The organism is Mesorhizobium sp. GbtcB19 (assembly GCF_019091085.1).
GTDB lineage: Bacteria > Pseudomonadota > Alphaproteobacteria > Rhizobiales > Rhizobiaceae > Mesorhizobium.
On sequence record NZ_JAGXJY010000001.1, the window covers coordinates 395,194 to 421,181 of the forward strand.

General features: G+C 63.0%; 25 protein-coding genes. 7 read left to right on the forward strand and 18 right to left on the reverse strand.

The window, feature by feature from the left end:
* Positions 1 to 203: 203 nt before the first annotated feature.
* The 3 genes from KVT37_RS01865 to KVT37_RS01875 all read left to right on the forward strand — a co-directional run bounded on the left by KVT37_RS01865 (position 204) and on the right by KVT37_RS01875 (position 1,613).
* Positions 204 to 389 (forward strand): hypothetical protein, encoded by a 186-nt coding sequence (locus tag KVT37_RS01865; protein WP_217569052.1) that lies wholly within the window; start codon positions 204 to 206, stop codon positions 387 to 389.
* A complete protein-coding gene (locus KVT37_RS01870) occupies positions 389 to 574 on the forward strand; it encodes a hypothetical protein (RefSeq protein WP_217569054.1) in 186 nt (61 codons plus the stop codon). The genes KVT37_RS01865 and KVT37_RS01870 overlap by 1 nt, the downstream gene beginning before the upstream one ends.
* Before the next feature lie 76 nt (positions 575 to 650).
* Positions 651 to 1,613, forward strand: a complete 963-nt coding sequence (locus KVT37_RS01875) for an alpha/beta hydrolase (protein ID WP_217569056.1) — start codon at positions 651 to 653, stop codon at positions 1,611 to 1,613.
* Positions 1,614 to 1,715: 102 nt separating this feature from the next.
* Here the strand turns inward: KVT37_RS01875 and KVT37_RS01880 are convergent, their stop codons facing one another.
* A complete protein-coding gene (locus tag KVT37_RS01880; protein ID WP_140627085.1) occupies positions 1,716 to 2,615 on the reverse strand; it encodes a LysR substrate-binding domain-containing protein in 900 nt (299 codons plus the stop codon).
* Between the two features lie 219 nt (positions 2,616 to 2,834).
* Here KVT37_RS01880 and KVT37_RS01885 point away from each other — a divergent pair, with 219 nt between their 5' ends.
* From KVT37_RS01885 to KVT37_RS01895, 3 genes are all read left to right on the forward strand, one after another.
* Positions 2,835 to 3,020, forward strand: coding sequence for a hypothetical protein (locus KVT37_RS01885; RefSeq protein ID WP_217569058.1), 186 nt, complete (start codon positions 2,835 to 2,837; stop codon positions 3,018 to 3,020).
* A gap of 339 nt (positions 3,021 to 3,359) precedes the next feature.
* On the forward strand, positions 3,360 to 3,506 hold the full coding sequence (locus KVT37_RS01890; protein ID WP_167509393.1) for a hypothetical protein: 147 nt from the start codon (positions 3,360 to 3,362) through the stop codon (positions 3,504 to 3,506).
* A 304-nt stretch (positions 3,507 to 3,810) separates the two neighbouring features.
* The gene (locus KVT37_RS01895; RefSeq protein ID WP_254633786.1) at positions 3,811 to 4,749 is read left to right on the forward strand and encodes a GlxA family transcriptional regulator; all 939 of its coding nucleotides are present in this window, start codon (positions 3,811 to 3,813) and stop codon (positions 4,747 to 4,749) included.
* 17 nt (positions 4,750 to 4,766) lie between these two features.
* Here the strand turns inward: KVT37_RS01895 and KVT37_RS01900 are convergent, their stop codons facing one another.
* The 4 genes from KVT37_RS01900 to KVT37_RS01915 all read right to left on the reverse strand — a co-directional run bounded on the left by KVT37_RS01900 (position 4,767) and on the right by KVT37_RS01915 (position 8,245).
* Positions 4,767 to 5,558 (reverse strand): ABC transporter ATP-binding protein, encoded by a 792-nt coding sequence (locus tag KVT37_RS01900; protein ID WP_217569062.1) that lies wholly within the window; start codon positions 5,556 to 5,558, stop codon positions 4,767 to 4,769.
* Entirely contained in the window at positions 5,555 to 6,328 is a 774-nt protein-coding gene (locus KVT37_RS01905) for an ABC transporter permease (RefSeq protein WP_217569889.1), read from the reverse strand. Before KVT37_RS01905 ends, KVT37_RS01900 begins: the two co-directional genes overlap by 4 nt.
* A gap of 158 nt (positions 6,329 to 6,486) precedes the next feature.
* Entirely contained in the window at positions 6,487 to 7,437 is a 951-nt protein-coding gene (locus tag KVT37_RS01910) for an ABC transporter substrate-binding protein (RefSeq protein ID WP_217569064.1), read from the reverse strand.
* A 130-nt stretch (positions 7,438 to 7,567) separates the two neighbouring features.
* Complete coding sequence (locus tag KVT37_RS01915; RefSeq protein ID WP_217569066.1) at positions 7,568 to 8,245, reverse strand: class I SAM-dependent methyltransferase; 678 nt, start codon at positions 8,243 to 8,245, stop codon at positions 7,568 to 7,570.
* 210 nt (positions 8,246 to 8,455) lie between these two features.
* On the opposite strand from KVT37_RS01915, the gene KVT37_RS01920 reads away from it, so the two are divergent.
* The gene (locus KVT37_RS01920; RefSeq protein WP_308642538.1) at positions 8,456 to 9,304 is read left to right on the forward strand and encodes a hypothetical protein; all 849 of its coding nucleotides are present in this window, start codon (positions 8,456 to 8,458) and stop codon (positions 9,302 to 9,304) included.
* An 8-nt stretch (positions 9,305 to 9,312) separates the two neighbouring features.
* Here KVT37_RS01920 and KVT37_RS01925 read toward each other — a convergent pair whose 3' ends face one another.
* The 13 genes from KVT37_RS01925 to KVT37_RS01985 form a co-directional block, all read right to left on the reverse strand.
* Positions 9,313 to 10,161 carry a DUF1194 domain-containing protein gene (locus tag KVT37_RS01925; RefSeq protein ID WP_217569068.1) on the reverse strand — a complete coding sequence of 283 codons (849 nt, stop codon included), beginning with the start codon at positions 10,159 to 10,161 and terminating at the stop codon, positions 9,313 to 9,315.
* Between the two features lie 77 nt (positions 10,162 to 10,238).
* Positions 10,239 to 11,180: a phosphoribosylaminoimidazolesuccinocarboxamide synthase gene (locus KVT37_RS01930; RefSeq protein WP_217569070.1), complete on the reverse strand. Its 942-nt coding sequence runs from the start codon at positions 11,178 to 11,180 to the stop codon at positions 10,239 to 10,241.
* 59 nt (positions 11,181 to 11,239) lie between these two features.
* A complete protein-coding gene (locus tag KVT37_RS01935) occupies positions 11,240 to 12,004 on the reverse strand; it encodes a site-2 protease family protein (protein ID WP_217569072.1) in 765 nt (254 codons plus the stop codon).
* A 110-nt stretch (positions 12,005 to 12,114) separates the two neighbouring features.
* On the reverse strand, positions 12,115 to 14,676 hold the full coding sequence (locus tag KVT37_RS01940; RefSeq protein ID WP_217569074.1) for an FAD-dependent oxidoreductase: 2,562 nt from the start codon (positions 14,674 to 14,676) through the stop codon (positions 12,115 to 12,117).
* A 143-nt stretch (positions 14,677 to 14,819) separates the two neighbouring features.
* Positions 14,820 to 15,572: an FkbM family methyltransferase gene (locus KVT37_RS01945; RefSeq protein ID WP_217569076.1), complete on the reverse strand. Its 753-nt coding sequence runs from the start codon at positions 15,570 to 15,572 to the stop codon at positions 14,820 to 14,822.
* Positions 15,569 to 16,801 carry a hypothetical protein gene (locus KVT37_RS01950; RefSeq protein ID WP_217569078.1) on the reverse strand — a complete coding sequence of 411 codons (1,233 nt, stop codon included), beginning with the start codon at positions 16,799 to 16,801 and terminating at the stop codon, positions 15,569 to 15,571. The genes KVT37_RS01945 and KVT37_RS01950 overlap by 4 nt, the downstream gene beginning before the upstream one ends.
* A gap of 3 nt (positions 16,802 to 16,804) precedes the next feature.
* Positions 16,805 to 18,271 (reverse strand): aspartate aminotransferase family protein, encoded by a 1,467-nt coding sequence (locus KVT37_RS01955; protein ID WP_217569893.1) that lies wholly within the window; start codon positions 18,269 to 18,271, stop codon positions 16,805 to 16,807.
* Between the two features lie 33 nt (positions 18,272 to 18,304).
* Entirely contained in the window at positions 18,305 to 19,312 is a 1,008-nt protein-coding gene (locus KVT37_RS01960; RefSeq protein ID WP_217569080.1) for an NAD(P)-dependent oxidoreductase, read from the reverse strand.
* On the reverse strand, positions 19,309 to 19,743 hold the full coding sequence (locus tag KVT37_RS01965) for an EamA family transporter (protein ID WP_217569084.1): 435 nt from the start codon (positions 19,741 to 19,743) through the stop codon (positions 19,309 to 19,311). Before KVT37_RS01965 ends, KVT37_RS01960 begins: the two co-directional genes overlap by 4 nt.
* A gap of 122 nt (positions 19,744 to 19,865) precedes the next feature.
* Entirely contained in the window at positions 19,866 to 21,218 is a 1,353-nt protein-coding gene (locus KVT37_RS01970; RefSeq protein WP_217569086.1) for an FAD-binding oxidoreductase, read from the reverse strand.
* Positions 21,218 to 22,651 carry a UbiA family prenyltransferase gene (locus KVT37_RS01975; protein ID WP_217569088.1) on the reverse strand — a complete coding sequence of 478 codons (1,434 nt, stop codon included), beginning with the start codon at positions 22,649 to 22,651 and terminating at the stop codon, positions 21,218 to 21,220. Before KVT37_RS01975 ends, KVT37_RS01970 begins: the two co-directional genes overlap by 1 nt.
* A gap of 261 nt (positions 22,652 to 22,912) precedes the next feature.
* Positions 22,913 to 23,176 carry a hypothetical protein gene (locus KVT37_RS01980; protein ID WP_217569090.1) on the reverse strand — a complete coding sequence of 88 codons (264 nt, stop codon included), beginning with the start codon at positions 23,174 to 23,176 and terminating at the stop codon, positions 22,913 to 22,915.
* Between the two features lie 181 nt (positions 23,177 to 23,357).
* Positions 23,358 to 25,847, reverse strand: coding sequence for a mechanosensitive ion channel family protein (locus KVT37_RS01985; RefSeq protein WP_217569092.1), 2,490 nt, complete (start codon positions 25,845 to 25,847; stop codon positions 23,358 to 23,360).
* Positions 25,848 to 25,988 lie beyond the last annotated feature (141 nt).

The window sequence follows — 25,988 nt, forward strand, 5'->3', positions numbered from 1 at the left end:
ACCCGCTAAAGGCCGCATCCGGGTAAAAGCCGGAATGCCGACCGATCCAATTCGTTTGTATGCAAATGTTTCCGGAATCGCGCAGTCCGGAAACCGAAACGCTGTTTTCGTGAAATCGATCCGATACATGCGTGAGCGATTTAACGGGCATCGCATGGCGGCGGGGATAACTCGGCCGCCGCTGCTCTCAAAGGGAGATGAAAATGTCGATGTTCGATAATCTCGGCCGCTTCGGTGTGACCATCAGGCAGGCGCATGCCAAGAACAAGGCGATCCGCGAGTTGAACAGCCTGCCGGCGCATGTCCAGAAGGACATCGGTTGGCCGGCCTCGCCGCCGAGCGATCCGCAGGCAGCCCTTCACAAGCTGCTGCTAGGCACGCCGCGCTGATGACCTTCGCCGACAAATGCAAGCTGCTCGGCAAGCGCCGGGGCCAGAAATCGGCCTCGGCGACCGCGGACAACAAATTGCGCTCGGCGCTGCTGCCGCAGCGGCGTAGCCTTCCGTCCGGAACTGCGCAAACACGGACACTGGCATTATCGGTTCACGCCGATGTGCCAGCAGGAAAACCTTGAAATTTTTAACTGACATACAATCTTCGGATAGCAGGGGAATTCTCTTAGTCGGCTCCGCCGAGATCCGTGTATTCGTATGCCCAGCTTGAAAAGCCATCTCGTTTCATTCGTTCTGCGGCACAGCCGCAAGAAGGCTTTTTCCAGCCCCGAGAACCTGCAGCGCTGGATCGCCTACGCCCGCAAGACCGAGGACCACCATCCGCCGGCCTTGCTCAAGGCGCGGCTGGACATCACCGAGACCGAAATCGACGGCTTTCCTGTCTACGAGATCGCCCCCAAGGCTGGCGAACGCCGGCGCATCCTCTACATGCATGGCGGCGCCTATGTCTTCCAGATCACGTCCTACCACTGGGGACTGATCGCCGAGATGGCCGAACGCCTCGGCTTCGGCATCACCGTGCCGGTCTATCCGATCGCGCCTGAGCATGATTTCCATGACATGTTCGGCATGGTCGGCGACGTCTACCGGCGTATGCTCGAGGAGACCGACGCCGAGGACATCGTCTTCATGGGCGATTCCGCCGGCGGCAACATGGCGGTCGTGCTGACCATGATGGCCGCCGAGGAGGGCCTGCCCTCGCCGTCGCGCCATGTGCTGATCTCGCCCGGCCTCGACATGTCGCTGTCCAATCCGGAAGTGTTCGAGGCCGAACGCCACGATCCCTGGCTGGGCATTCCAGGCGGACTGGAGGCGATCCGCCTCTACAGCGCCGGCTTCGAGCGCTCCGACTGGCACATCAGCCCGCTCTACGGCGATCTTTCGGTACTGCCGAAAACATTGCTGCTCACCGGCTCGCGCGATCTGCTCAGCCCCGACAGCCTGATCTTCGCCGAACGCGCGCGCGCCGCCGGCGTCGAGGTCGACGTGGTCTATGAGGAAGGCATGTTCCACGTCTGGCCGCTGATCGAAATGCCGGAAGCGCGCCGCGCGCGCGAACGCATCGTCGACTTCCTCAGTGTTCCGGCACCGCGTCCTGCCCATGCGCCGCGCAGGACAAGAGCCGCTTTCGCTGCCCGTCCCGCGCCGGCGGCCGAATAACCAGAGCAATTCCAGGAAAAGTGTGAAGCGGTTTTCCGTCTGGAATTGCGCTAAGGAAAAGAGATAAAGCTGTTCGCCGTTTCAGTGAAACGGCGAACAGCTTTAGAACTTGCCGGTTTCGCGGAACAGTTCGAACGTCGCGCGGATATGGTCGGCGACGGCCTTCACCGGCGCGCTGGCGTCGGGCGCCACCACCATGGCGAGATTGTAGGTGCCGATCTCCGGCATGCCGTCCTTGGCGCCTAGCGAGACCATATCGTCGCCGAGGAAGGATTTCGGCAGCGGCGCCACCGCAAGGTCGGCCATGATGGCGGCGCGCTGGCCGGCCGTATGGGCGCTCATATAGGCGATGCGGTAATTGCGGCCCTCGCGCCCGAGCGCTTCCAGGGCGCCGGCCCGCCATGCGCAGCCTTCTTCCCACAGCGACACCGGCAGCGGTTCGCGCAGATGCGCGCAGCCGCCCTTGGCGCCCGCCCACACGATCGGCTCGGTCAACAGCACCTCGGCGCCGATCGCGCTGGTCTTGTAGGAATTGGTCAGCAGCGTGATGTCGAGCGCGCGGTCGTCCATGCGGCGGCGCAGATTGATGCTCTGGTCGATGGTGACGTCGACGGCGATCGAGGGATGCGACTGGGCAAAACGCTTCAGCACATGCGGCAGCACGCGCTCGCCATAATCGTCCGGGGAACCGAGCCTCACCACGCCGACGATGTCGGGAATGATGAATTTCGACACCACCTCGCGGTTGATCGACAGCAGCCGGCGGGCATAGCCGAGCAGCATCTCGCCATCGGTTGTCAGCGTCACCGAACGCGCGTCGCGCGCGAAGACGGAACGGCCAAGGATGTCCTCCAGCTTCTTGATCTGCATGGAGACGGCCGAGGGCGTGCGGAACACGGCATTGGCGGCGGTGGTGAAGCTACCGGTCTCGGCAATCGCCACGAACGTGCGCAGCACATCGAGATCAAGCAGCGGCAAAGGATGATTAAGCGGGGCATTCATGGAAGTTTGCCTTCAATTTTTCTGATGCAATCCATCATTCCATTTCGTTTGATTGAACATCACTCCAGGCGCATAGTCAACCCGATCGATGCAGGCTGCTGCCAAAAGCAGCCATCAAACGACCCCGACATAGTCCTGCAATCGACATGAAATGAAGCTGAAACAGACCTGATCTAACGCAATGCCGGGCGCCTCCCTGCCCGCTAGAGGAGAAAGAAAATGTCCATCCTGTCGTCCATCGGTCGGCTCGCGACCGAATTCAGCGCGGCCCGCGCACGCTACCAGACCGAACGCGCCATCCACGCGCTGCCGATCGAACTGCAGAAGGATATCGGCTGGCCGGAAGCCGCCGATGCCAAGAGCGGCCTGCGCCTCGGCGTCGGAAGCTGGGCCGGAGCAAAGTAATCACGTGTGTATGGAGTTCTGAAGGCCTGCCGCGTCAGCTCGGCAGGCCTTTTGCTTGTTTTGGGCCTTTTTTGTTTGCACTCAAACGACTTTCCCAGCCATGCGGCCGCTGCATGACGCATATGAACCACCCGCATAACGGGTTAATTTGCAAATTAAAGCACTGTAAATAATAGGAAATTTTAGGCAGCCCGCTCAAAAACGTCGCAAATCATGTCGCTTTTCATATCAAGCGCTTCGTTTTTGCGATTTAGTTTTTACTGAAGCGAACCTATATCAGCGTCAGCAAAAACGAGCTGCCCCACTCCTTAAGCGAAGGCGACCCGTCTGAGCAACCAAATGGAGATGATGATGAAGCTCTTTGCCCGCCTGTTCGCCCGCCGTGAAATGAACCTGACGACTGCTTTGGAGCGTCAGCGCCTCGCCAAGACCATGCCCGGCCAGACCGGCGCCGTGGCCGCTGCCCGCCTCGGCTTTGTCGCCTAAGACGATCCGGCATACTGAATTCGACGCCGCCCGGCTTGCCGAGGCGGCGTTTTCATTTGGCTGTTGCCACTTACCGTCGGTGCAGTGACGCGCTGCGGTTGCACGCATTGCCCATTTGCGACCCGTGTCGCAAATATAATCTTCACTTAGCCGCCTACCCGATTGACAGGAATGGTTTTTCCTGATGACGCTATGCTGTTCGCGACATCCTGTTCGCGTCATGGCTGCGTGAGGTTTCCCCGTGAATGCCGTAAAGCATCCGATCACGAGATCGTTTGTGTTCTTCCTCGTCCCTGATTTCACCATGATCGCCTTCGCGACGGCGCTCGACCCGCTGCGTTCGGCAAACCGGATGCTGGGCTACGAGGCCTACCGGTGGCGCCTAGCCAGCATCGACGGCAAGCCGGTGCGCGCCTCGAACGGCGTCGAATGCGCCGTCAACACCTCGCTGGAGGAAGAGCGCAAGAAGATGGCCGGGCCGGACAGGCCGAACATGGCGATCGTCTGCAGCGGCATCAATGTCGAGCGCTACCACAACAAGTCGGCCTTCGCCTGGCTGCGCGAGGAGTATAACCGCGGCGTCGCAGTGGGCGGCCTGTGCACCGGCGCGCATATCCTGGCCGCCGCCGGCCTGTTGTCCAACAAGCGCTGCGCCATCCATTGGGAGAACCTGCCGGGCTTCTCCGAGGCCTTCCCGAAAGCCAATGTCTTTGCCGACCTCTTCGAGGTCGATCAGAACGTCTACACCTGCGCCGGCGGCACCGCCGCGCTCGACATGATGCTGAAGCTGATCGGCGACGATTTTGACGAGAGCCTCGTCAACCGCGTCTGCGAGCAGGTGCTGACCGACCGCGTGCGCAGCCCGACCGACCGCCAGCGCCTGCCGCTACGCGCCCGCCTCGGCGTCCAGAACTCCAAGGTGCTCACCATCATCGAGCTGATGGAAGCGAACCTTTCCGAGCCGCTGTCGCTGATAGAGATCGCCGACCATGTCGATCTTTCCCGCCGGCAGATCGAGCGCCTGTTCCGTACCGAGATGGGCCGGTCGCCCGCCCGCTACTATCTGGAGATCCGGCTCGACCGGGCCCGGCACCTGCTCATCCAGTCGTCGATGCCCGTGGTCGAGGTGGCGGTCGCCTGCGGCTTCGTCTCCGCCTCGCATTTCTCCAAATGCTATCGCGAGCTCTATGCCCGCTCGCCGCAGCAGGAGCGCGTCGACCGCAAGCAATTGCTGGCGGCTTAAGCAGGCAGAAACGAAGTCTAAGCGGACTGCGTCTGCGCCGTCCGCATCGCCTCGATGCGGATGTCTTCGGTGAGCTGCGCCTTGAGCGCCGAGAATTCCGCGCTGGTCTTCAGCGTATAGTGGCGCGGATGCGGCAGGTCGACCGGAACGTCGGACTTGATACGGCCGGGCCGAGCGCTCATCACGATCACCCGCGACGCCATGAAGATCGCCTCTTCGATGTCGTGGGTGACGAACAGCACCGTCTTCTTGCGCCGCTCCCAGATGCCGAGCAGCAGTTCCTGCATCAGCCCGCGCGTCTGATTGTCCAGCGCGCCAAACGGTTCGTCGAGCAGCAGGATAGCTGGGTCGTTGGCCAATGCGCGGGCGATTGCCGTGCGCTGCTGCATGCCGCCCGACAGCTGCTTCGGCCAATGGTTCTCGAAACCCTTGAGACCAACGAGATCGATGTAGGAAGCGACGACCTCGGTACGCTCCCGCTCTGGCATGCTGCGTTCACGCAGGCCGAAGCCGATGTTTTCGGCAACCGTCAGCCAGGGAAACAAGGTATAGGATTGGAACACCATGCCGCGGTCCGGTCCAGGCCTGGTGACCGCCTTGCCGTCCAGCACCACGCGACCTGTGCTCGGCGCCTCCAGTCCCGCGACGATCCTGAGCAATGTCGACTTGCCGCAGCCGGACGGGCCGAGAATGGTGATGAAATCATTGGCCGCGACGGCAAGATCTACGGGCTGCAGCGCCTGCACCGGCTGGCCTCCGCCGACCCCGGCGAAGGTCCGCGAAACGCCTTCGATCAGAAGCTTGCTCATGCCAGGCTCCATGGATAGAGCCAGCGGTTGAGCGCCTTGAAGGCGAAGTCGGACAGAAGCCCGATCAGCCCGATGACGATGATGCCGAAGATGATCTGCCCCGTTGCCAGCCGCGACTGGCTGTTGATGATCATGTAGCCGATGCCTGACGACGAGCCGATCAGTTCGGCGACGATCACATAGGTCCAGGCCCAGCCGAGCACCAGCCGCAGCGTTTCGGCGATCTCCGGCGCGTTGGCCGGCATGATGACGCGCTTGACGATACCGTTGTCGGTCGCCCCTAGCGTATAGGCAGCTTCGACAAGGTCGCGCCTGGTGCTGCCGACTTTCACCGCCACGATCAGGATGATCTGGAACACCGAGCCGACGAAGATCACGAGCAGCTTTTCGAATTCACCGATGCCCGCCCACAGGATGAGCAGCGGGATGAAGGCCGATGCCGGCAGGTAGCGCGCAAAGGACACGAACGGTTCGAGGAAGGCTTCGACCGGCTTCCAGGCGCCCATGGCGATGCCGATCGGCACCGCTACGATCGAGGCGAGCGCGAAGCCGCCAAAGACGCGCCAGATGGTGATCAATATGTCGAGCCAGAATCGATCTTCGGTGAGCAGCCGCCAGCCGTCCTTCAGCATCGACAGCGGATCGGCGAGGAAGATCCGGTTCACATGGCCGCCGAGCGTGATCCATGCCCAGAACACCACGAACAGCACGAAGAAGAGGATGCCGAGCACGGTTCGCGTGCCCGGTCGAACGGGATGCAAGGGACGCAGCATCAGGCCCTGTCCTCAAAGCATGTCTCCCGAAAGTGGAAACCGGTTTCGGGTAAAGACATGCGTAAAATCAAAGCGAGGAGCGTATCTGAAGGATCGCGACGCGCTTTAGCGAGAAGGAATCGGCGGCCTTGTGCCGCCGATCGGGTGATGCGCGATCAGTTGGCCACCGCGCTGGGGTCGGCAAGCGTCGTCACATCCGGCGCTTCCTTGATCAGCCCCATCTGCAGCAAAAGGTCCGCAGCGGTCTTGGAGAAATCCTGGAATTCCTTGGTGAAGAACTGCTTGTTCTCTTCCCTGTCGGCCCATTTCAGGTACTTGGCCGAATCCTCGAACTCCTTGGCCGACTGCTTCACGTCGGCGCCCATGATCTCATAGGATTTCTGCGGATCCTTCTTGATCAGGTCGAGCGCGTCGAAATAGCTGTCGGCGAGTGCCTTGGCCGCGTCGGGGTTGGCCTTGAGGAAGTCCGGCGTGCAGCCGACGGTATCCAGCACCATCGGGTAGTCGAGCGTGGTCGCCAGGATGTGACCCTGGTCGGCTTTGTCGCGGACCGCCGAAATGAACGGCTCATAGGTCACGGCGGCATCGTTCTGGCCGGCCAGGAAGGCCTGTGCCGCCGCATCCGGCTCCAAATTGACGACGGTGACGTCCTTGGTCGACATGCCGTTCTTGTTGAGCACCCAGGCGAGCAGGAAATAGGGCGACGTTCCAGGCGCCGACGAGGCGACATTCTTGCCCTTCAGGTCGGCAACGGTCTTGATGTCGTTGCGCACGACGATGCCGTCGGCGCCATAGGACTTGTCGAGCTGGAAGATCTGCTTGGTGGTGACGCCGCTGGCGTTCCACACCATCCAGGTCTCGACCGTGGTCGCCGCGCATTGCAGGTCGCCGCTGGCTATGGCCAGTGGACGGCTCGCCTGCGGCACTTTCTTCAGCGTGACGTCGAGCCCGTGCTTTTCGAAAAGCCCAGCCTGCTTGGCGAGAGTCAGCGGCGCAAAGCCGGTCCAGCCGCTGATGCCGATGGTGAGCGACGTTGCAGCCATCGCCGGCGCGCCGAGCACGGCAGCCGCCGTCAGCGCCGCCGCGAAAATGGTGGTCCTGTTCATTGTGGTTCCCCTTTTTTTGGTGAGCCCAAATTGTCTCACAGACGCCAAAAGGCTTGTCAATGAAGCAGAAGCCGCACTGGACGATGGTCCAATCCCCGGGCGTTGCGCCGGCGCATCCGGCGTTCGCGTATCAGTCTCGCGGCGCGCTTACGACAAGGATAGGGCAGCGCTCGGCGACCGGATAGCCACCGCTGGCAACCAGGCGGACATCTTCAAAATAACGTGAAGCCTCCGCCACGTGGATGTCCTCGTTCAGCCAGCAGCAGATCGTGTCGGAGCCTTGATAGAGGTCGATGAAGGCAAAGGCTCCCGGCTGCCATCCGCCCGCCGCCATCAGTTCGGTCCGGTCGCCGAACATCTCGTTGATGCCGTCGAGAACCGCCGACATCTTCAGCCCGTAGTCGGGCGCGGCAGCCGGTAACGACAGTGCCGTGCGGAGCACGATTTCGGCCAGCGCCTTTATCCTGCCGGCCAGGGCATCGGCTTTTATGGCGCCGAGCGGCTCCACCTTTTTTGGCCTTGCGAACAGCCGGATGGCGGCTCGGCCGCCCGGCTTCAGCACGCGAGCCATCTCTTCCAGACATCTGAGGCGCTGAGCTTCGGTAATGACGGCGGAAAGGCAACCGTCACCGACGATCGCATCGACGCTCCGGTCCGCCAGCGGCAGGTCGAGCCAGTTGCCGACCACCGCCTTGCGGCTGGCGTCGTCGCCGATCCACAGTGCACCGATCATGTTCGGATTGGCATCGACGGCGATGAGCGACTTGCCGAGCCTGGCGAACTCCGGCGTGACGCCGAGCAGCGCCATGTCCGCGCCATCGGTCCGAAGCTCGCGTTTCATGACCGCCACCACATCGGAATGCGGGCGTAACGGCGCGCCGATGAGATCCCATGTACGAAAAAGATTTGCCCACAGATCGGACATGCCCCTCACCCCTTTTTGTAGTGCATCGCACTTCCCCAGGGGCAGCCCTGTATATTATCACCTGCTCAAACGGAAGATGGCCGGGGGGCCAGGGTGGCGCACATAGTGGTGATCACGCACGAGCACGATCGATTGCTCGAGCGGAAGCTGTTTCGGCGAGCCGAAAGCAGCTACATGCTCCACGCGATCCTTGAGGATTTGCGTCGGCGGGGCCATTCCTGGACCATCGCCCAGGGTGTCTCGACCAGATTTGCCGGAGACGCCGCGGTCCTCCACGTCGACTCCACGATCGTCGACAGGGCATACGTCGACTATGGGCTCAGCTTTCCGCTTTGCCTCAATATCGGTGTGACCGACATTTCAAAATCGCGCGTCAGCATGGCAAGGGTGGCTCCGCACGATGGCTGGGAAGGTCCCGTCATCGTCAAGGGCGTTCTGAATTGCGGCGGGCTGCCGGAGAGCCGCCTCAACCATCGCGCCGCGCGGGCCAGGCGTCCTCTGCCCTTCCCCAATGCCAGGGTGATGAAGGAATACCGGGTCTTCGACCGAGTCTGCGAGGTGCCACCCGAAGTCTTCAGCGACCCTGATCTTCTGGTCGAACGATTCCTCCCCGAGATCGTGCCGGACGGCTTTGCCCTGCGCTATTGGCTGTTTTGCGGCGACTACGATTTCTGCGGCCGCTTTGTCTCCCATGACCGCATTGTGAAGGGCGCGGGCGTTTTTCGCGGCGAGCCCTGTCCGGTCCCCGATGATCTTCGTGAACGGCGCAAGGAGCTGGGCTTCGACTACGGCAAGTTCGATTTCGCGGTCCACGACGGCAAGACCTATCTGATGGACGCCAACAAGACGCCCGGCAGGGTGCCCACGGATGCCGGCGAGGTAGCCTCCATGCCCCGCATGGCCGACGCGCTGGAGCGCATGATCAGGAGCGCCCTCGCCTGAAACTGCTTTCAGTGGGTATCCAGCCCCCAGCCGCGGTTGCGCCACATCTTCTCGCCGGCGAGGCAGTCGGTGGCAGGCTTGTCGTCGGCAAGCACGACCGGCACATGCGCGGCCTCTTCCGCCGCCCATTGCGGCGAAGCGGGGCCGGCTAGCTCGAGCACCAGCTTTCGCCGGATCGCCTCGGGAAACTGCGTCCAGTCATTGACCGGGATCATGAAGGCGCCCGGTCCGCCGATCACGCAGTCGCTGTAATAGCGGTCGAGATTGTCGACGTCGAAAGCGCCGCCGATCCCGCCCCGCGTCATCAGCGGCAGCCCGTTGATGGTGATGCCTTGCCTGACCACCTCATCGCGCGTGAGGTTGACGGGCGCGCCCTGGTTGTTGGGCCCGTCGCCGGAAACGTCGATGACGCGCTTGGTGCCTTGAAAACCGCTTTCGGCGAAGAGGTCGCTGCCGAAGGTCAGCGCACCGGAGATCGAGGTGCGCCGGGCGCTGTCCGGCGGGCGCGCGTCGAGCTGCGCGACGAACCCCTCGGCGTCGGCGCGGTTGGCGATCAGCGTCCACGGCACGATGACACGCTGCCAGGTCGTGCCGGCCCATTCGACATAGGTGACGGCGATCTTGCCATAAGCGCCGTCGGCGACGGCCTTCAGCACATTGTCATGCGTCAGCGCCGCCGCGTAGCCGTGGCGCTGGATTTCCAGCTCGGCCGGCGACATGGAGAGCGAAACATCGACCGCCAGCACCAGCTCGACATCGACGGGTTCGGCGGGAGACGCTGCCGACGTCAGCCCAAGCGTCAGCGCCAGGACGGCGCTTCCCCAGACGATATGCCTTGCGCTGGCATAAGCAGACATGGGGGAAGGTTAAGCGAAAACCGCCGCGCGCAAAAGCCGGCAATTCCCGGGCATCGGATGTCCGCCGGCGCAGAACCTCAAAAATACCGCGCCAGATTTGAGCGGATACGTTCCAGCACGGTATCGCCGGAAAGGTCGGGCACGAATTTCGCGCCGGTGATCGCTTCATAGGCCTGGATATAGACCGTCGAGGCCTGGTTGACGATCTCGTCGGGAATTGGCGGGATCGGGTCCTTGTAGGGGTCGCATCGCGCCGACACCCAGGAGCGAACGAAATCCTTGTCGAAACTCTGCGGCCGCCCGCCGCTTTCGAACGCCTCGTCGTAGCTCGCCGCGATCCAATAACGGCTGCTGTCGGGCGTATGGATTTCGTCCGCCAGCACGATGGTGCCGTCCGGCGCGGTGCCGAATTCATATTTGGTGTCGGCCAGGATCAGGCCGCGCTCGGCGGCGCGCTGCTGGCCCCGGGCGAACAATTGCAGCGCATAGCGCGATACCGTGTCCCACTGCGCCCGCGTGAGCAGCCCCTGGTCGATGATCTCGGCTTCCGACAGCGGTTCGTCATGGCCGCCATGGGCAGCCTTGCTGGTCGGCGTGATGATCGCTTGCGGCAGCTTTTCATTGTCGCGCAGCCCATCGGGAAAGCTGTATCCGTAGAAACTGCGTTCGCCTTTCCGGTACTTGGTCAGGATCGAGGTGCTGGTGGTCCCCGCCAGATAGCCGCGCACCACCATCTCGACCGGCAGCATGTCGAGCCGCGTGCCGACGACAACATTGGGGTCGGGATATTCCAGCACATGGTTGGGGCAGATGTCGGCGGTTTCCTCGAACCAGTAGCGCGCGGTCTGGGTGAGCACCTCGCCCTTGAACGGGATCGAGGCCAGGATGATGTCGAACGCGCTCAGACGATCGGTGGCGATGATGATGCGGCGCCCGTCCGGCAGATTGTAATTCTCGCGTACCTTGCCGTTGTAGCGATTGGGCAGTTCGGGAATGAAGGCGTCGGACAGGATGCGCATGGGGCGTCGGCTTTCGCAGGCTTCTGATCGGGCCACATAAGCCGCTGGCCCTCTGGACATCAAGCCGGACGCTGCGGAACAGGCTTCTTGTTGCCGGTAGCGCGAAACGCTCGCCAGTTCGGCCTGAAGGAAGGCGGAATCCACAGCAGGATTCCGGCGATTGCGGCAGGCACGATGACCGCGAAACGCAGGATCGAAAGCAAGACACCGCAGAAGCCGACGATCCGCGCGGCGGTCTCCGCGCCGAAGCGCGGCGCCAGCAGATGCCTCGCGATGGCCCCGCCATCGAGCGGATAGGCAGGAAGGAGGTTGAGAATGGCCAGAACCGCATTCACCAAGGCGCCAAGCCAACACGTCCACGCAAGAAGCGTGTCCGGTCTCGGAGGCGGCGAGCTGAAAAGACCGTCCGGATCGACAGGCAACAAGGGCCGGGCAAAAAGGTAATAGGCAGCGGCAAAGGCCGCCACCAGGATGATGTTCACCAACGGCCCGGCGAAGGCAATCCATGCCCAGCCATAGGGTGAGGTTGCGCCGGGCTTGAACCAGGCAATGCCGCCGAAGAGATACAGGTCTATCCGTTGGGTGCCGATGCCTCGCCGTCGCGCGGCCCAGACATGGGCAAGTTCATGCAGAAACACCGACAGGAACAGGAGCGCGGCGAATATGGCGGTGTGGATCAGGGCGGTCTGGGGGCGCCTCGACCACTCATGCAGGAACGGCAGGGCGGCGGGAATGGCAAAAGTCCAGCTGACATGAACGGGAATGTTCCCCTTCATCGTGAAGACGAATGCGTCGTTCTTCCTGTCCCAGCCGAACCGTTGCAAGCTTGCCCACTCCGCCCGGCGCAACGCTACGCGAGAATCTCGGCCCGCACAAAAGCAAAAGCCCGACCGAAGCCGGGCTTTCGCATTGGTGCTCCGCGACGTCCGCGATCTCAGCTCCTCGGCTTGAGGTTCTCCGGGTCGTAGAGCGGTTTGTAGCCGACACCCGCGACCTCGACCGGATAGGTCTCGCCAAAATATTCGACATTGAGCTTGCGGCCCTCCTGGGCGTAGGCCCGGGGCAGATAGGCAAGCGCGATGTTCTTGCCGATGGTCGGACCGTAGGCGACCGAAGTGGTGAAGGAACGGCGGCCGAGCTCGTCGACCAGCGTCTCGCCGGTCGCGGGATCCTGCACCGGCATGGTGCCGACCGGATAGCGCGCGACACCCTTGGCGTCCTTGTTCTCGGTCATCACCAGCGTGCACAGCATCGCCGGCTGGTGCTCGCGGGCGCGGTACTCCACATGCTTGGCCTTGCCGCAGAAGTCGTTCTCCTTGACCTTCGGCCGAGCGAGGTCGGCTTCGAGCAGATTGTATTCGGTCAGGAGGTCGGCGTTCTGCAGCCGCAGGCTCTTTTCCATGCGGCGCGTGTTGGCATAGGTCTCGACGCCGAACGGCATGACGCCGGTCGAGCGCAGCGCGTCCCAGACGGCCAGGCCGTCCTCGTAGCGCATATGCAGTTCCCAGCCTTGCTCACCGACATAGGAGATGCGGAAGGCGGTGACGTCCTTGCCGCCGATCTTGATCGGCTTGATTGCCGCGAACGGGAAATTCTCGACTGAAAGGCCGGCCGGATTCTCAACGACCTTCTGCAGGGTCGTGCGCGCATTCGGACCCCAGATGCCGATGGTGACGTATTTTTCCGTCACGTCGGTGACGGTCGCGTCGAAGCCTTTGTCCTGCGCGGTGCGCTGCATGTAGCGGAAGTCGCGCGGACCGGCATCGGCGCCGTCGATCACGCGGCAGCGATCGGCCATCCGGATCACGGTGAAGTCGGCGCGCACCATGCCTTCCTCGTCGAGGAAGTGGGTGTAGATGCCCTTGCCGATATTGTTGTCGCCGCCGATCTTGGCCGCGCACAGCCATTCCAGCAGCTCGACATGGTCGGGGCCCTCGACGTCATACATCGAGAAATGCGACAGGTTGACGATGCCGCAATCCTCGCTCATCGCCAGGTGCTCGGCATTGGAGACGCGCCAGAAATGGCGGTTATCCCATTCGTTCTCGCGCACCGGAACCCGGTTGCCATACTTCTCCAGCAAATGCTCGTTGGCGGCGTAGCCGTGGGCGCGTTCCCAGCCGCCCAGCTCCATGAAATAGCCGCCGAGTTCCTTTTCGCGCTCCCAGAACGGCGAGCGACGGATGTTGCGGCCCTTGGAGAATGGCTCGCGCGGATGGACGGCCGGATTGTAGACCTTCATCGCCGTTTCGGTGCAGCGATCCCAGATGAACTGTTCCTGCGTCTGGTGCGGATAGAAGCGCGAATAATCGATGGCGTGATGGTCGATCGAGGTGCGGCCGTCGGTCATCCAGTCGGCAATCAGCTTGCCCATGCCCGGGCCGTCCTTGACCCAGATGGCGACGGCGTACCATAGGCCCCTCACCTTCTGGCTTTCGCCCATCGACGGGCCGCCATCGGTCGTCACCTGCAGCAGGCCGTTGAAGGAATGGCCTTCATTGTAGCCGAGCTCGCCGAGGATCGGCGTCAGCTCCATGGCGCGCTCCAGCGGCGCCATGATCTGCTCCATGTCGAGGTCGCGCTGCGACGGCGACAGCCGCGCCTGGTCCTTTTCGAGGAGGTCGCGCGGGTGGCACAGGCGCGGATTGTTCTCCTCGTAATAGCCCCATTCGATCTGGCCGCCCTCGGCGGTCTTGGGATCGCCGGTATCGCGCATATAGGCCGAGTTGCCCTGGTCGCGCAGCAGCGGCCAGCCGATCTCCTTGCCGGTGCCGGCAAACTCGTTGTAGGGGCCGAAGAAGGTCAGCGGATGGTCGATCGGCATGACCGGCAGGTCTTCGCCGACAAGTGCTGCGGTCAAACGACCCCAGATGCCGGTGCAGACGACTACATAGTCGGCCTCGATCGTCCCGCGCTCGGTCACCACGCCCTTGATGCGGCCGTTTTCGACGACCAGCGACTTGGCGGAGGTGTTGGCGAAGGCCTGCAGCTTTCCGGCGGCGACACCCTGGTCGACCAGTTTGCCCGCCACCGTCTGCGAACGCGGGATGACGAGGCCGGCATCAGGATCCCACAGTCCCCCCTGCACCAGATGCTCCTCGATCAGCGGGAACTTTTCCTTGATCTCGGCCGGCTCGATCAGCCGCGCACGGGTGCCGAAGGATTTCGCCGAGGCGATCTTGCGCTTGATCTCGTCCATGCGGGCAGCGTCGCCGACGCGCGCCACTTCGAGACCGCCGACGCGCGCGTAATGGCCCATCTTCTCATAGAAATCGATGGAATAGAGCGTCGTCCAGCAGGACAGGAAATCGTGGCTGGTCGTGTAGCAAAAGTCCGAGGCATGCGCCGTCGAGCCGATATCGGTCGGGATGCCCGACTTGTCGATGCCGACAATGTCGTCCCAGCCGCGTTCGATCAGGTGATGGGCGACCGATGCGCCGACGATACCGCCCAGGCCGACGATGACGACCTTCGCCTTTTTCGGAAACTCTGCCATTGCCCGCGACTCCAAAGGGATAGACGGGCGCGTTTGCGCGCCCTTCGAATGGCGCACAATATGCAGAGGACGCGGTTCGGGCTACCGCCTGTTTGCGACACGCCGCAGGTGCGCCGCGACCCCTAGGCCGAGCATGAATTAACTCAGGCGAAGGCCCAGATGTCCTCGGCCTGGAAGCCGACCTGGTAGCCGGCGGTCTTGAGCTTGACCACGACCTGGCCGATCTCGGCGGCGGGCAGCGCGCCGACCTCGATCTTGATCATGCCGGGACGGTAGCGTTGCAGATCGAGCTGCTCGAACACCATCCAGTCGGCGCCCTCGCAGTCGACGAGGAAAGCGTCGATATGGCTGATGCCGTTGCGGTCGAGCAGCGTCTGCAAGGTTTCCGACGGCACCTCGATGTCCTTCAGATGCGGCGCGAACTTGTTGAAATTGGCGTCCGCCTCGCCCCAGGCATTCTTGCCCGACATCAGATTGGTGTCGGTGACCGACGAGCAGCCGATGAACTCGATCGGCAGCGTGCCGGCCTCGAGCGCGGCGGCATCGAACGTATGGACGGTGATCGTGCCCTTGGTTTTCGTGACGGCCACCGGCTCGATGACGAAGCGCGTCGCATCTGGATAATTGGCCCGCAGCCGCTTCTGGTTATAGGGGATCGGCTCGACCAGCATGGCGCGCGCGCCGCGGATGCTGTGCAGCCATGGCGTGACGTCGTCGAACAGCGCGCCGTCGCAGGCGCCGACATTGACCATCTGGAACGGCCGGCCGCCGAAGCGCGCCTTGAGCGCCGCCTTGGCAAGAAATTTCGTGCCGTGCAGCGCCGGCCCGCGATCGAGCAGGCCCGCAGGCAGGCCGAGCGACAGGAGAATGCGCGCGAAGCTGGACAGCGAGCTCATGACTTGTCTCCGGGAATGGCCTGCGGCGCCGTGTGATGCCCGCCCTGGCTTGCCGCTGCCCACAGCGCCGTCAGCGGCGCGGCGAGCAGCAGGAAGGGCGGCAGAAGGTTGGGGAAGTAGATGCGGGTGTCGTGGATCGGGAAGACGGTGAACTTCGCCAGCACGCCGAGCACCAGCGCCGCAAGCAGGATGCCGGCGCGGCGGTCGAGCCGGAAGCCGACACGGCTCAAGCCGAACCAGCCAGCCAGCGCCAGCACCGATACGCCGACCCAGCTGTTGACGGTGACAGCGCGCACGACCGAAGCGGCAAAGGCCTTGAGATAAGCCGCCACCGAAAACGGCGGCTCGAACCCATCCATGTTGTAGTGCTGCTCGATGCTGGAAAACCACAGATGCGGCCACCAGCCTGGATGCTGCGCCCAGTGCGAGATGGCGAAATAGGCGACGAAGGAGGCGGCAAAGCCGGCCAGCGCGCCCCACGCTCGCTCGCGGAACGCGACGAGCAGCACCGCGAAAATGGCGAGGAAGACGATGTTGTCGGGCCTGGCCATGAAGGCGAGGAAGAGCAGGACCGCCGTCGCCGCCTCGCGTTTGCGCACATAGGCAAAGAGACCGCCGAGGAACAATGCCGAGCACAGCAGATCCGGCGTCGAGGCCCGCGCCGCGTCGCCGAAATCGGCCATGATCAGGATAGCGCCGACCACCGGCGCCAGCGCCAGCGCGCCTTCCGCGCGCAACCAGGCCAGCGTGATGGCGCCGAACAGAAGCACGGAAAACACCTGCACCAGCCGCATCGCCTCGACCGGCGAGACGACATGGCTGAGGCTGGACAGGATCTCGGCATAGAGGAATTTGATGCGGTACATGCCGAGCAGCGAGTGGAAGTCGGCTGCATTCTCCGTCATGTGGCTGCGGAAGCCGCCGCCATCGTCGGTCAATGTCTTGTAGTCGGCAGCCGACACGCCGGCCTTGACGGTGCCGTAGGCATAGTCATGCAGGGCCTGCGGATCGGGATGGCTGCCTTCCTCGGCGATCGCCAGATAAGGCAGCATGTCCCAGTTGGCATCGGGCATGAACCAGGCGGTCGCGGCGGTCAGCAGGATGTAGAGCGAAAACGCAATCGCCCCGATCGAAGCGGCCCATGTCGCGTAAGTCCCCTCGCCCCACGCCAGGCCGACGCCGGTCAACCGTTCCAGCGGATTGGTCGGAGCGGACGGCCTGGTCAGCATCCGTTATTTACCGACCTGGCTTTTCACGAAATCCTTCACGATCGCCACGATGCCGCGTGACAACAGGCTGTCGAAGGCATCGACGAAGCGGTCGACATGCTCGCGCTGGCAGATCAGCGGCGGCTCGAGCCGGATGACGTTGCGATTGTATTCGGTGAACGCGACGAGCATGTCGTAGTCGCGCAGAAGCAGCGAACCGACGAAGCCCGACAGCGAGCCCTTCAGCTTGTCGTCGAGCACACTCACCACCGGTCTGAGCACCATCGGTAAGGTCTGCGAGAAATCGTGGAACTCGAGCCCGATCATGAAGCCCTTGCCGCGCACGTCCTTGATGATCTTCGGGTATTTCTCCTTCAGCGCCTGCAGGCGCTGCAGAAGGTAGTCGCCCGTCGAGGCGGCGTTGTCGATCAGCCCTTCGTCATAGAGCACGTTGATGCCCTCGATCGCGGTGACGCAGGCCTCGCCCATGCCGCCGAAGGTCGCCATGGCGTGGATCATCGCCGTCTTCGGCGTGCCATAGGCCTTCATATAGACTTCGCGTTTGGCGATCATGGCGCCGACCGCCGCCTTGCCGGCGCCGAGCGATTTCGCCAGCGCCGTCACATCCGGCACCACGCCATAGTGCTCGAAGGCATAGAAGCGGCCCGAGCGGCCATAGCCGCACTGCACCTCGTCAGCCACCCACAGCACACCATGCTGGTCGCAAAGCGCGCGCAGCTTCTGCCAGTATTCGCTCGGCGCCTGGATGATGCCGCCGCCACCCTGGATGGTTTCCAGCACGATGACGCCGATCTCCGGATCACTCTTGAACAGGCGCTCGACGGCGTCGATGTCGGCGAAAGGCACCCGCACGACATTGTCGGCCACCTTGAAGTCGGCGCGATAGAGCTGGCCGTCGGTGATCGCCAGCACGCCCTTCGTCTTGCCGTGGAAGGAATTTTCCGCATAGACGATCTTCGGCCGCTTCGGGCCGGCGGCGCGCTCGGCGAGTTTCACCGCCGCTTCCATGGCTTCCGAGCCGGAGGAGCCCAAAAACACCATGTCGAGGTCGCCGGGCGAGCATTTGGCGATGTTGTGGGCAAGTGCGGCCGCATATTGCGACATGAAGGCGATGGCGATCTCCTGGCGCTTCTCCTCCTGGAATTTCTTGCGGGCGTCCAGGATGCGCGGATGGTTGTGGCCGAAAGCCAGCGAGCCGAAACCGCCGAAGAAGTCGAGGATCTTGCGGCCGTTCTGGTCGATATAGAACATCCCTTCGGCGCGCTCGATCTTGACCTTGTGGAAGCCGAGCAGCTTCATGAAATGCAGCTGTCCAGGGTTGAGATGCGCCTTGAACAGGTCGGTGATGCGGGCGACGTCCATCGCCTTTGCCTGCTCGACGCTGATCAGGTCGGGCTTGGCGATGGAAGCGGGTGACAGCGCCGGCGCATCGACCAGCGTGCGCGCGCCCGTGTGTTCCGGCTTGGCCATGACGGTCATCTGAAAAATCTCCCCTTCGTCGCCTTATTCGGCAGGCACGTGTTCGGTAGCGACGGCGTGGCCGTCCTTCTTGGCGCGGTATTCGCTATAGGCGGCGATCAGCATGTCCTCGTCGCGATATTGCGGCACCCAGCCGAGCTGGCGCTCGGCCTTGGACACGTCGAGCACGCATTCCTCGTCGGCGATCAGATACTGCTCCGGATCCATGATTGGCATGTTCAACAGATCGAGCAGGTCGAGCGTGCGCTTGACCGCCCAGCCCGGCGTCGGCAGCAGGATCGACTTCGAGCCGGCATGGCGGATCAGCTCGCCCAGCAGTTTCTTCACCGGCGGCGGATTGAGCGAGCCGAGATTGTAGGCCTCGTTCGGCACGCCGGCCTTCCATGCCGCGCGGGCGGCCTCCGCGCAGTCGAACACCGAGATGAACTGATACGGATTCCTGCCCGAGCCGATCATCGGCACCGGCAGATTCCAGTCGATCAGCTTGAACAGTTTTTCGAGGATGCCGAGCCGGCCGGGGCCGATGATCAGGCGCGGCCTGAACAGCGAGATCGACATGCCGCGCTTGCGCCATTCGGCGGCGAGTTCTTCGGTCTTCAGCTTCGACAGCCCATATTCGCCGAGCGGCGAGACCGGATGGTCCTCGGTCATCGGCAGCACCACCGTGTGGCCGTAGATCATGTCGGTCGTGTAGTGGACAAGCCTCTGCGCGCCGGCCTTGTCCATCGCCTGGATGATGTTCTCTGTGCCGTGGAAATTCACCGGGAAGAAGAAATCATGCCGCTTGGCGCGCACCTGGATCGGCGACAGCATCTTGGCCGACAGATTGTAGACCATGTCGTCGGGTTTGAGCCCGACCTTCGCGGCCGAGGCGGGATCGGTCACGTCGCATGTGATGAAGCGCACCGAGCGGTAATGCGGCAGGTCGCTCTTGACGATGTCGGCGACGACGACGTTCTCGCCATCGGCCACGAGCTTGGGGGCAAGGTGACGGCCGACGAAGCCGTCACCGCCGAAAATCACATGTCTCATCGAACGATCTCGCTTGTGCCGATCTTGTCGGGAGTGATGGAGGCGGTCTGCTCTTCATGTCCGCGCCCGCTTTGCGCGATGAGGACCGTGCCGACGCAGATGCAGGCGATGCCGGCGATGCGCCAGCCATTGAGATCCTCGCGGAAGACGAAATAGGCAAAGATCGCCACGGCGACATAAGCCAGGCTGAGGAACGGATAGGCGAAGCTGAGCTCGACCTTGGACAGCACATAAAGATGCGAGGCCATCGAGATGACGAAGGTGCACAGGCCGAGGAACACCCAGGGGCTGAATACGATCTGCAGCAGCTTGACGAGCGGATTGACGCCTTCGAAGGAGATCGGCCCCATCGACATCATGCCCTGCTTCAGCATCAGCTGTGCCGCCGCATTGGTCATGACTGTGAAGAGAATGAAGATTATGTATTTCATTGTTGCCACCCCGCCCCTTGAGCGGTCCTATTACAAACCTGCAAATATTTCATGAAGCCACGATGATGTTTGAGCAAATCGAGGTTTAACGCTTCGTTTACCGTGATTTATTCAATCTTTATCTATTCCGCGGCTTCGGCACTCCCTTGTCCGATATCCAGTTTCATGGCCGTCCGCGCCCAGAAGCTCGACAGGAAAGCCGGATCGCGAAGCGCCTCCAGCCGCTGCCATTGCGGGAACGACGCGGCGAAAGTCTCAGGCCCCATCCGGGCGTCCTTGTAGGGGTTGACCGCCCCGCCGGCCCCGACCGTGATGCGGTCGAGTTCGGCAAGCAGCCGCAACGTCCTTTCGCCCCGGTTCGGGAAATCGAGCGTCAGCGTGTAGCCGGGCCGCGGAAACGACAGCAGCGCCGGCGAGCGGACATTGCCGAAGCGCTTCAGCACCGTAAGGAACGATCCCTGCCCTGCCCGCCGCGCCGCTTCGAGCAACGCCGGCACGGTGTGTCGGGCGTTGGCCTCCGGCACCACGCTCTGGTGCTGGAAAAGCCCGCGCGGCCCGTAGAGCCGGTTCCAGTCGCGGACGCCGTCGAGTGGAAAGAAGAAGCCCTGATAGCCCGCCTGGCGCGGAACCGGAGATTTGCCCTTTTTCCAGCGGTAGGCCGCGTTGAAGACCGTGAGGAACGGCCGGTTCAGCACATTGAACGGCGGCTGCACGGGCACGGAAAGCTGGCTGCCGGCATTCGCGGCGGCGTGCGAGCCGCGCTCGGCATGATTGCCGGTGAACAAAACGCCGCGCCCGCGCCCATGCCCGCCGGCAAGCTGGTCGATCCAGGCGACGGCATATTCGTTGGCCTGGTCGGCGGCCTCGGCAAGATCGAAGAATTCTGAGAGATCGCGAAACCGCGTCGCCTTTTCCATTATGTCGAGCGATGGCACCCGCATCAGCTTGATCGAGGCCGACAGGATCAGCCCGGTCAGGCCCATGCCGCCGATGGTCGCCCTGAACAATTGAGCGTTCTCGGTCTGCGAGCACTGATGGATGCGTCCATCGGATCTCAGCAGCGTGAAAGCCTCGACATGGCAACCAAAAGTGCCGCGCCGATGATGGTTCTTGCCGTGCACGTCATTGGCGATGGCGCCGGCCAGCGTCACGAACTGCGTGCCTGGGACCACAGCCGGAAAGAAGCCGTAGGGCGCGGCGTGCGCGATGATGTCGCAAAGCAGCGTGCCGGCATCCGCTTCGAGCAAACCGGTCTCGGCGTTGAAGGAACGGATGCGGCTGAGCGGCCGCATGTCGACCACGGCGCCGGCAGCATTCTGGCAGCTGTCGCCATAGGAACGGCCATTGCCGTAGCCGAGCAGCGATCCGGTTTTCGCCTCGCCGCGCTTCAGCAAGGCGATCGCCTCATCCGCCGCAATCGCCCCGCGCGCCGGCGGGGTCGCCCGTCCAAAGCTGCCGAACTGCCTGTCCCCCATCACCAGCCTCCGGCGACGAGGAAGACCGCGCCGATGGCGACGACGATCTGGCTGCGCCAGTCCCGGATGATGAAGACGACCGGGTCGTCATGCATCTCGTCGCGCCGGGCGAGGATCCAGACGCGCATCGTCAGGTAGAGCACGATCGGCGCCAGCGGCCATATCAGCCAGGGATGCGGATAGAGCTCGCGCACCGCCGGGCTGTCCATATAGAGCGCCAGCACCAGCGCCGAGGAAAAGGCCGAAGCCATGCCGGCCTGGGCGACGATTTCCTGGTCTTCGGTGCGGTAGCCGCGACCGGCGATGCGCTCGCCCGGCGGAATGGCCGTGGTGCGCAATTCGACGAAGCGCTTCACCAGCGCCAGCGACAGGAAGAAGAAGATCGAGAAGGCGAGCAGCCAGAAGGAGACGTCGACGCCGGTGGCGGCCGCGCCCGCCAGCACGCGGATCGTGTAGAGGCCGGCAAGCGTCAGCACATCGACCAGAAGCATGCGCTTGAAAGACAGCGAATAGGCGGTGGTGACCGCCATGTAGCCGGCAAGCACGCCCAGGAATTGGATCGGAAGGAAGAGGCTCGCCGCGATGCCGATCGCGAGCAGCACGGCAATCGCGCCGAGACCGAACGGGATCGACAAGGCGCCGCTGGCGAAGGGCCGGTTGCGCTTTGTCGGATGCTTGCGGTCGAGCGCCAGGTCGAAGAAATCGTTGAGGATGTAGATAGCGGACGCCACGGCGCTGAAGGACAAAAACGCCAGCAGGCATTCCCAGATCATATTGGGATTGAAATATTCGTGCGACAGCACCATCGGCACGGCGATCAGCGCGTTCTTCAGCCACTGATGCATGCGCAGCATCTTGACGTAGGTCCGAAGCGTCGGCTTCGGCGCCGGCATGGCCTCGGCTTGATGCGCCGCCTGCCAGCGCCGAGCGCTGCGGTCGGGCGCCACGACCAGCGCGTTGCGCGCGGCGTCGAACACCTTGAGGTCGTGGCGGCTGTTGCCGGCATAGTCGAAGCCGGCATCGCCATAGGCGGCGACAAGCGCTGCGCACTTGCGGCCCGAGGTCATGTTGTGCGGGCCGTCGGTCGCCAGCACGCGATCGAAAATGCCGAGATACGCCGCGATCGCTTCGGCGAATTTGCGCGGCGTTCCCGTCGCCAGCACGATCACGCGGCCCTCCCGATGCTCGGCGCGCAAGCGGTCAAGCAAGTCCTGACGGTAAGGCAGCGAGGCCGGGTCTATGTCGACGCGCCTGGCGATTTCCTGCTTCAGCCGCGCCGGGCCGCCGGTCAGCCAGAGCGGTAGCAGAAAGAGATAGAGCGGGTTCTTCTTGAGGAGGATGAACAGGCCTTCCCACAGAAGATCGGTTGCAATCAGCGTCCCGTCGAGATCGACCGCAAGCGCAATTGCGTTCCTGTCCGACCTCGCGTCCATTGTCCTGCCCCGATCAGGCGCAGGATCCCGAAACTCCGATCTCGGAAAGGATCACGCGCCAATTCAACCCACGCCATGTGCCGGCGTCCTCGGGTTCGGATATAGCGGGAGATGACGCAGCGAACGTTAAAACGCCCGGTTGCAGCGCATTGTCATACCGGTTTTTCAGCGTCATCGTTAAGCGACGCCTACCGGGAACGATAAAAGGCCGGACATCGGTCCGGCCTTTGCCAATCCTGCAACGCCAACTCGTGGCGAGGCTTACTTGATACGGGCCGCGCCGCCCGAAATTTCGACCGTTTCGGAACCGGTCAGGGCTTCGAGGTCACCATTGGGCAAGGTGACGAAGCAGCCGTTCGAGCAGAACTCCACCGTCTCGCCGGCACCGAGCGTCAGCTCGCTCTTGGCGCCGCCTTCGGTCACGACCAGGGTCCGCGTCTGAGCGTCCTTGTTGATCGCGCTGGCGGCGAAAGCCGAACCGCCCAATGCCAGCAAAGCGATGGCGGCAACGACAGACTTCCACATTGCTATTCCGGTGTTCACACACCGCCTCTGTTCAAATTTGCAAGGCATTCTCGCCCTTTGCATCGAAGCTTATATGAGATGTTACCTGAACCGCAACTGAATGCCGCATTCATGCCACAATCGGTTTTGGGGCATCGGATGAGCAACGTGCTCCGGCGTTTCACCCGAATGTCGATGCACCTTAGCTGGGATCGGGCTTCCGCCCCTTCCGTTTCATCTTGGCTAGCCGCTCCCGCTCGGCCGCGGCTTCCTCCTCCAGCCTCTGGCGCTCGGCGAATTCGGCCTCGATCTTGTCGTCGTCGATCGGCCAAGCTTCGTGCTTCCTGCTCTCGACCACGGCGCGCGGTGTCGATGGGATCTCGATCTGCTCTTCCTCGAAGATATCGGAGATGGCGAAGCGGATATCGTTCTGCACGACGCTGCCGTTCATGATGTCGGCCACGAACACGCGGACTTCGAATTCGAGCGCGGCAAGTCCGAAATTGGCGAAGAGAACGAATGGCTCGGGATTCTTCAGCACCATCGGATGGGCGCGTGCGATGTTGGCCAACAAGGCATGGACGCGCTTGACGTCGCTGCCATAGGCGACGCCGACCTTGATGTCGACGCGGCCGAGCTTGTTGCGGTGCGTCCAGTTGCCGACGGCATTGTTGATGAGGTTCGAGTTGGGTAGGATCACCGACTGCCGCTGGAAGGTCTCGATCTCGGTGGCGCGCACGCTGATCTTCCTGACCGTGCCGCTGACGTCGCCGGCGACGATCCAGTCGCCGACCTTGAACGGCCGCTCGGCAAGCAGGATGAGGCCCGAAACGAAATTCGACACGACGTTCTGCAGGCCGAAGCCGATACCCAGCGAAAGCGCGCCGGCAACCAGCGCCAAGTTGGAAAGATCGATGCCTGCAGCCGAGATGCCGACAAGACCGGCAACCGCGACGCCGGCATAGCCGACGCCGAGGCGGATCGAGTTGCGCACGCCGGCATCGACCTTGCCGCGCGCCATCACCGAGCCATCCAGCCAACCCTGGAACCAGCGTGTCAGGAAATAGCCGATGATGAAGACGACGATACCGCTGAGGATGCCGAGGAAAGAGATCGTTACCGAGCCGATGGTGACACCGGTCGCAAGCTTATAGGCCCAGGCCTCGATGTCGCCGGGCTGAAAACCCCACATCAGAAGGATCAGCGGCAGGAACACCAGCACGATCATCAGGTTGATGGCGATGCTGACCACCAGGCCGAGCTGGTCGAGTGCGGTATCCTCGTAGCTGGAATTTGTCGAAAGCCAGCGCCCGACCGAAGTGTCGGCGAAGCCGCCCTCCTCGCCGATCGCGCGCGCCGACAGGAAGCCGATATAGGCCGTCACCAGCGCGGTGCCGGTGACCACGACCTGGAACGAAACGAAAAGCGCTAGACCGATATAGCCGAGCAGCGCCGCGGCAATGGTGAACAGGCCGAGCCCGATGGCGATGAAACGAAGCCAGGCCGGCCAGGGACGCCATGAACCGTCGGCCGCCCTGAACGGGCGCAGCAACCCCATCAGGATCAGGATGACGCCGACGATGATGGTGGCGACGAAGCTCCTCGCAATCGTCAGTGACAGCGGCGACCCCATCTTCTCGTTGACGACCGACAGGAAGTAGTTGAAGCCCAATACGATTGCCATCGCCGTTGCCAGGCCGACGAGCCAGCGCGCCGGACCGGTCGCGACCGGGATCAGCCGCCAGTTGGGCAACCGCGGCTCGAGCGCCGCATTGGTCAGCCGGTTGACGCAGAACACCGTGCCGATCACGGTCAGCAAGGCGTTGAGGAACGTCCCGATATCGCCACGCAGAACGGTGTAGTAGTTGAAGAAGAACACGGCCGAGGCGAAGAAGGCGCCAAGCGCCGCGGTCGGCAGCAATGTCGACCAGAAGGCGACGGAAAGCCGGCTGAGATAGGATGGCTCTTCAACGGTGGGATCGGCCTCGAAGATGCGGCCGAACAGGCGCCTGCCGCCGATGAAAAGCACCGCCGCAAGCACCAGCGCCATGAACGTCGCGGCAAGAATTGCCTGGAACTTGAACTTGAGCGCGAAGCTCAGCCAGGACGACACCGCCTTGTAGAGGCCCGTGAACTGCTCATGCGCGTCGGAAAAGGCCTGCGGGCTCAGCGCTTCGGTCAGATCATAATGCTTGGTGATGACGTTGCGGAAAAGCTCGCTGCGCATGACCGCGATCTTGTCGACCAGCCCGTTGACGCGGATCGACAGGTTTTGCGCGCTGGCGACGACCGCGTTGATCTCGGCCTTCTCCGAGGCAAGCGCGCCGCGCTCGTTGCTGACGATCACCGGCTCGGGAGGCTGCCCCTGCGCCGGCGGCGCGCCAAGCACTTCGATGCGGTTGTTGATGTCGTTGAGGCGCGGCCGGAATGCCAGCGCGCTGGTCAGCGCCGCCCGCGAAATATCCTCGAGCTGCAGCCGGACGTCGACCAGTCCGGCATCGTCCTCGTCGGGGTCGCTGAGTTTCTTCTCCAGCCCGTCGGTCTTGGTCGTCAGGTCCTGGATGACCTTGGTCTGGTCGGCGATGAGCTGCGACGAGCCATGGCCGATCGCCTGCGCCGACGCCTCGAGCGCCGGCTGCCCGAAGGCAGCGACTATGACGACCAGAATCAGGCGTAGCAGGCGCAGGAACATGAGTTTGTTGGCGACTCGCGGCCGAAATATCCTCGAAATTCCCGCCCTTGATAAAGACCGGCCTATCAGGCGGCAAGCCGTCCCGATCATGCCGGCAAGAGTCGGCCTGTCGAAAAGCGATGGCGCAATCTTGGCTTTGCG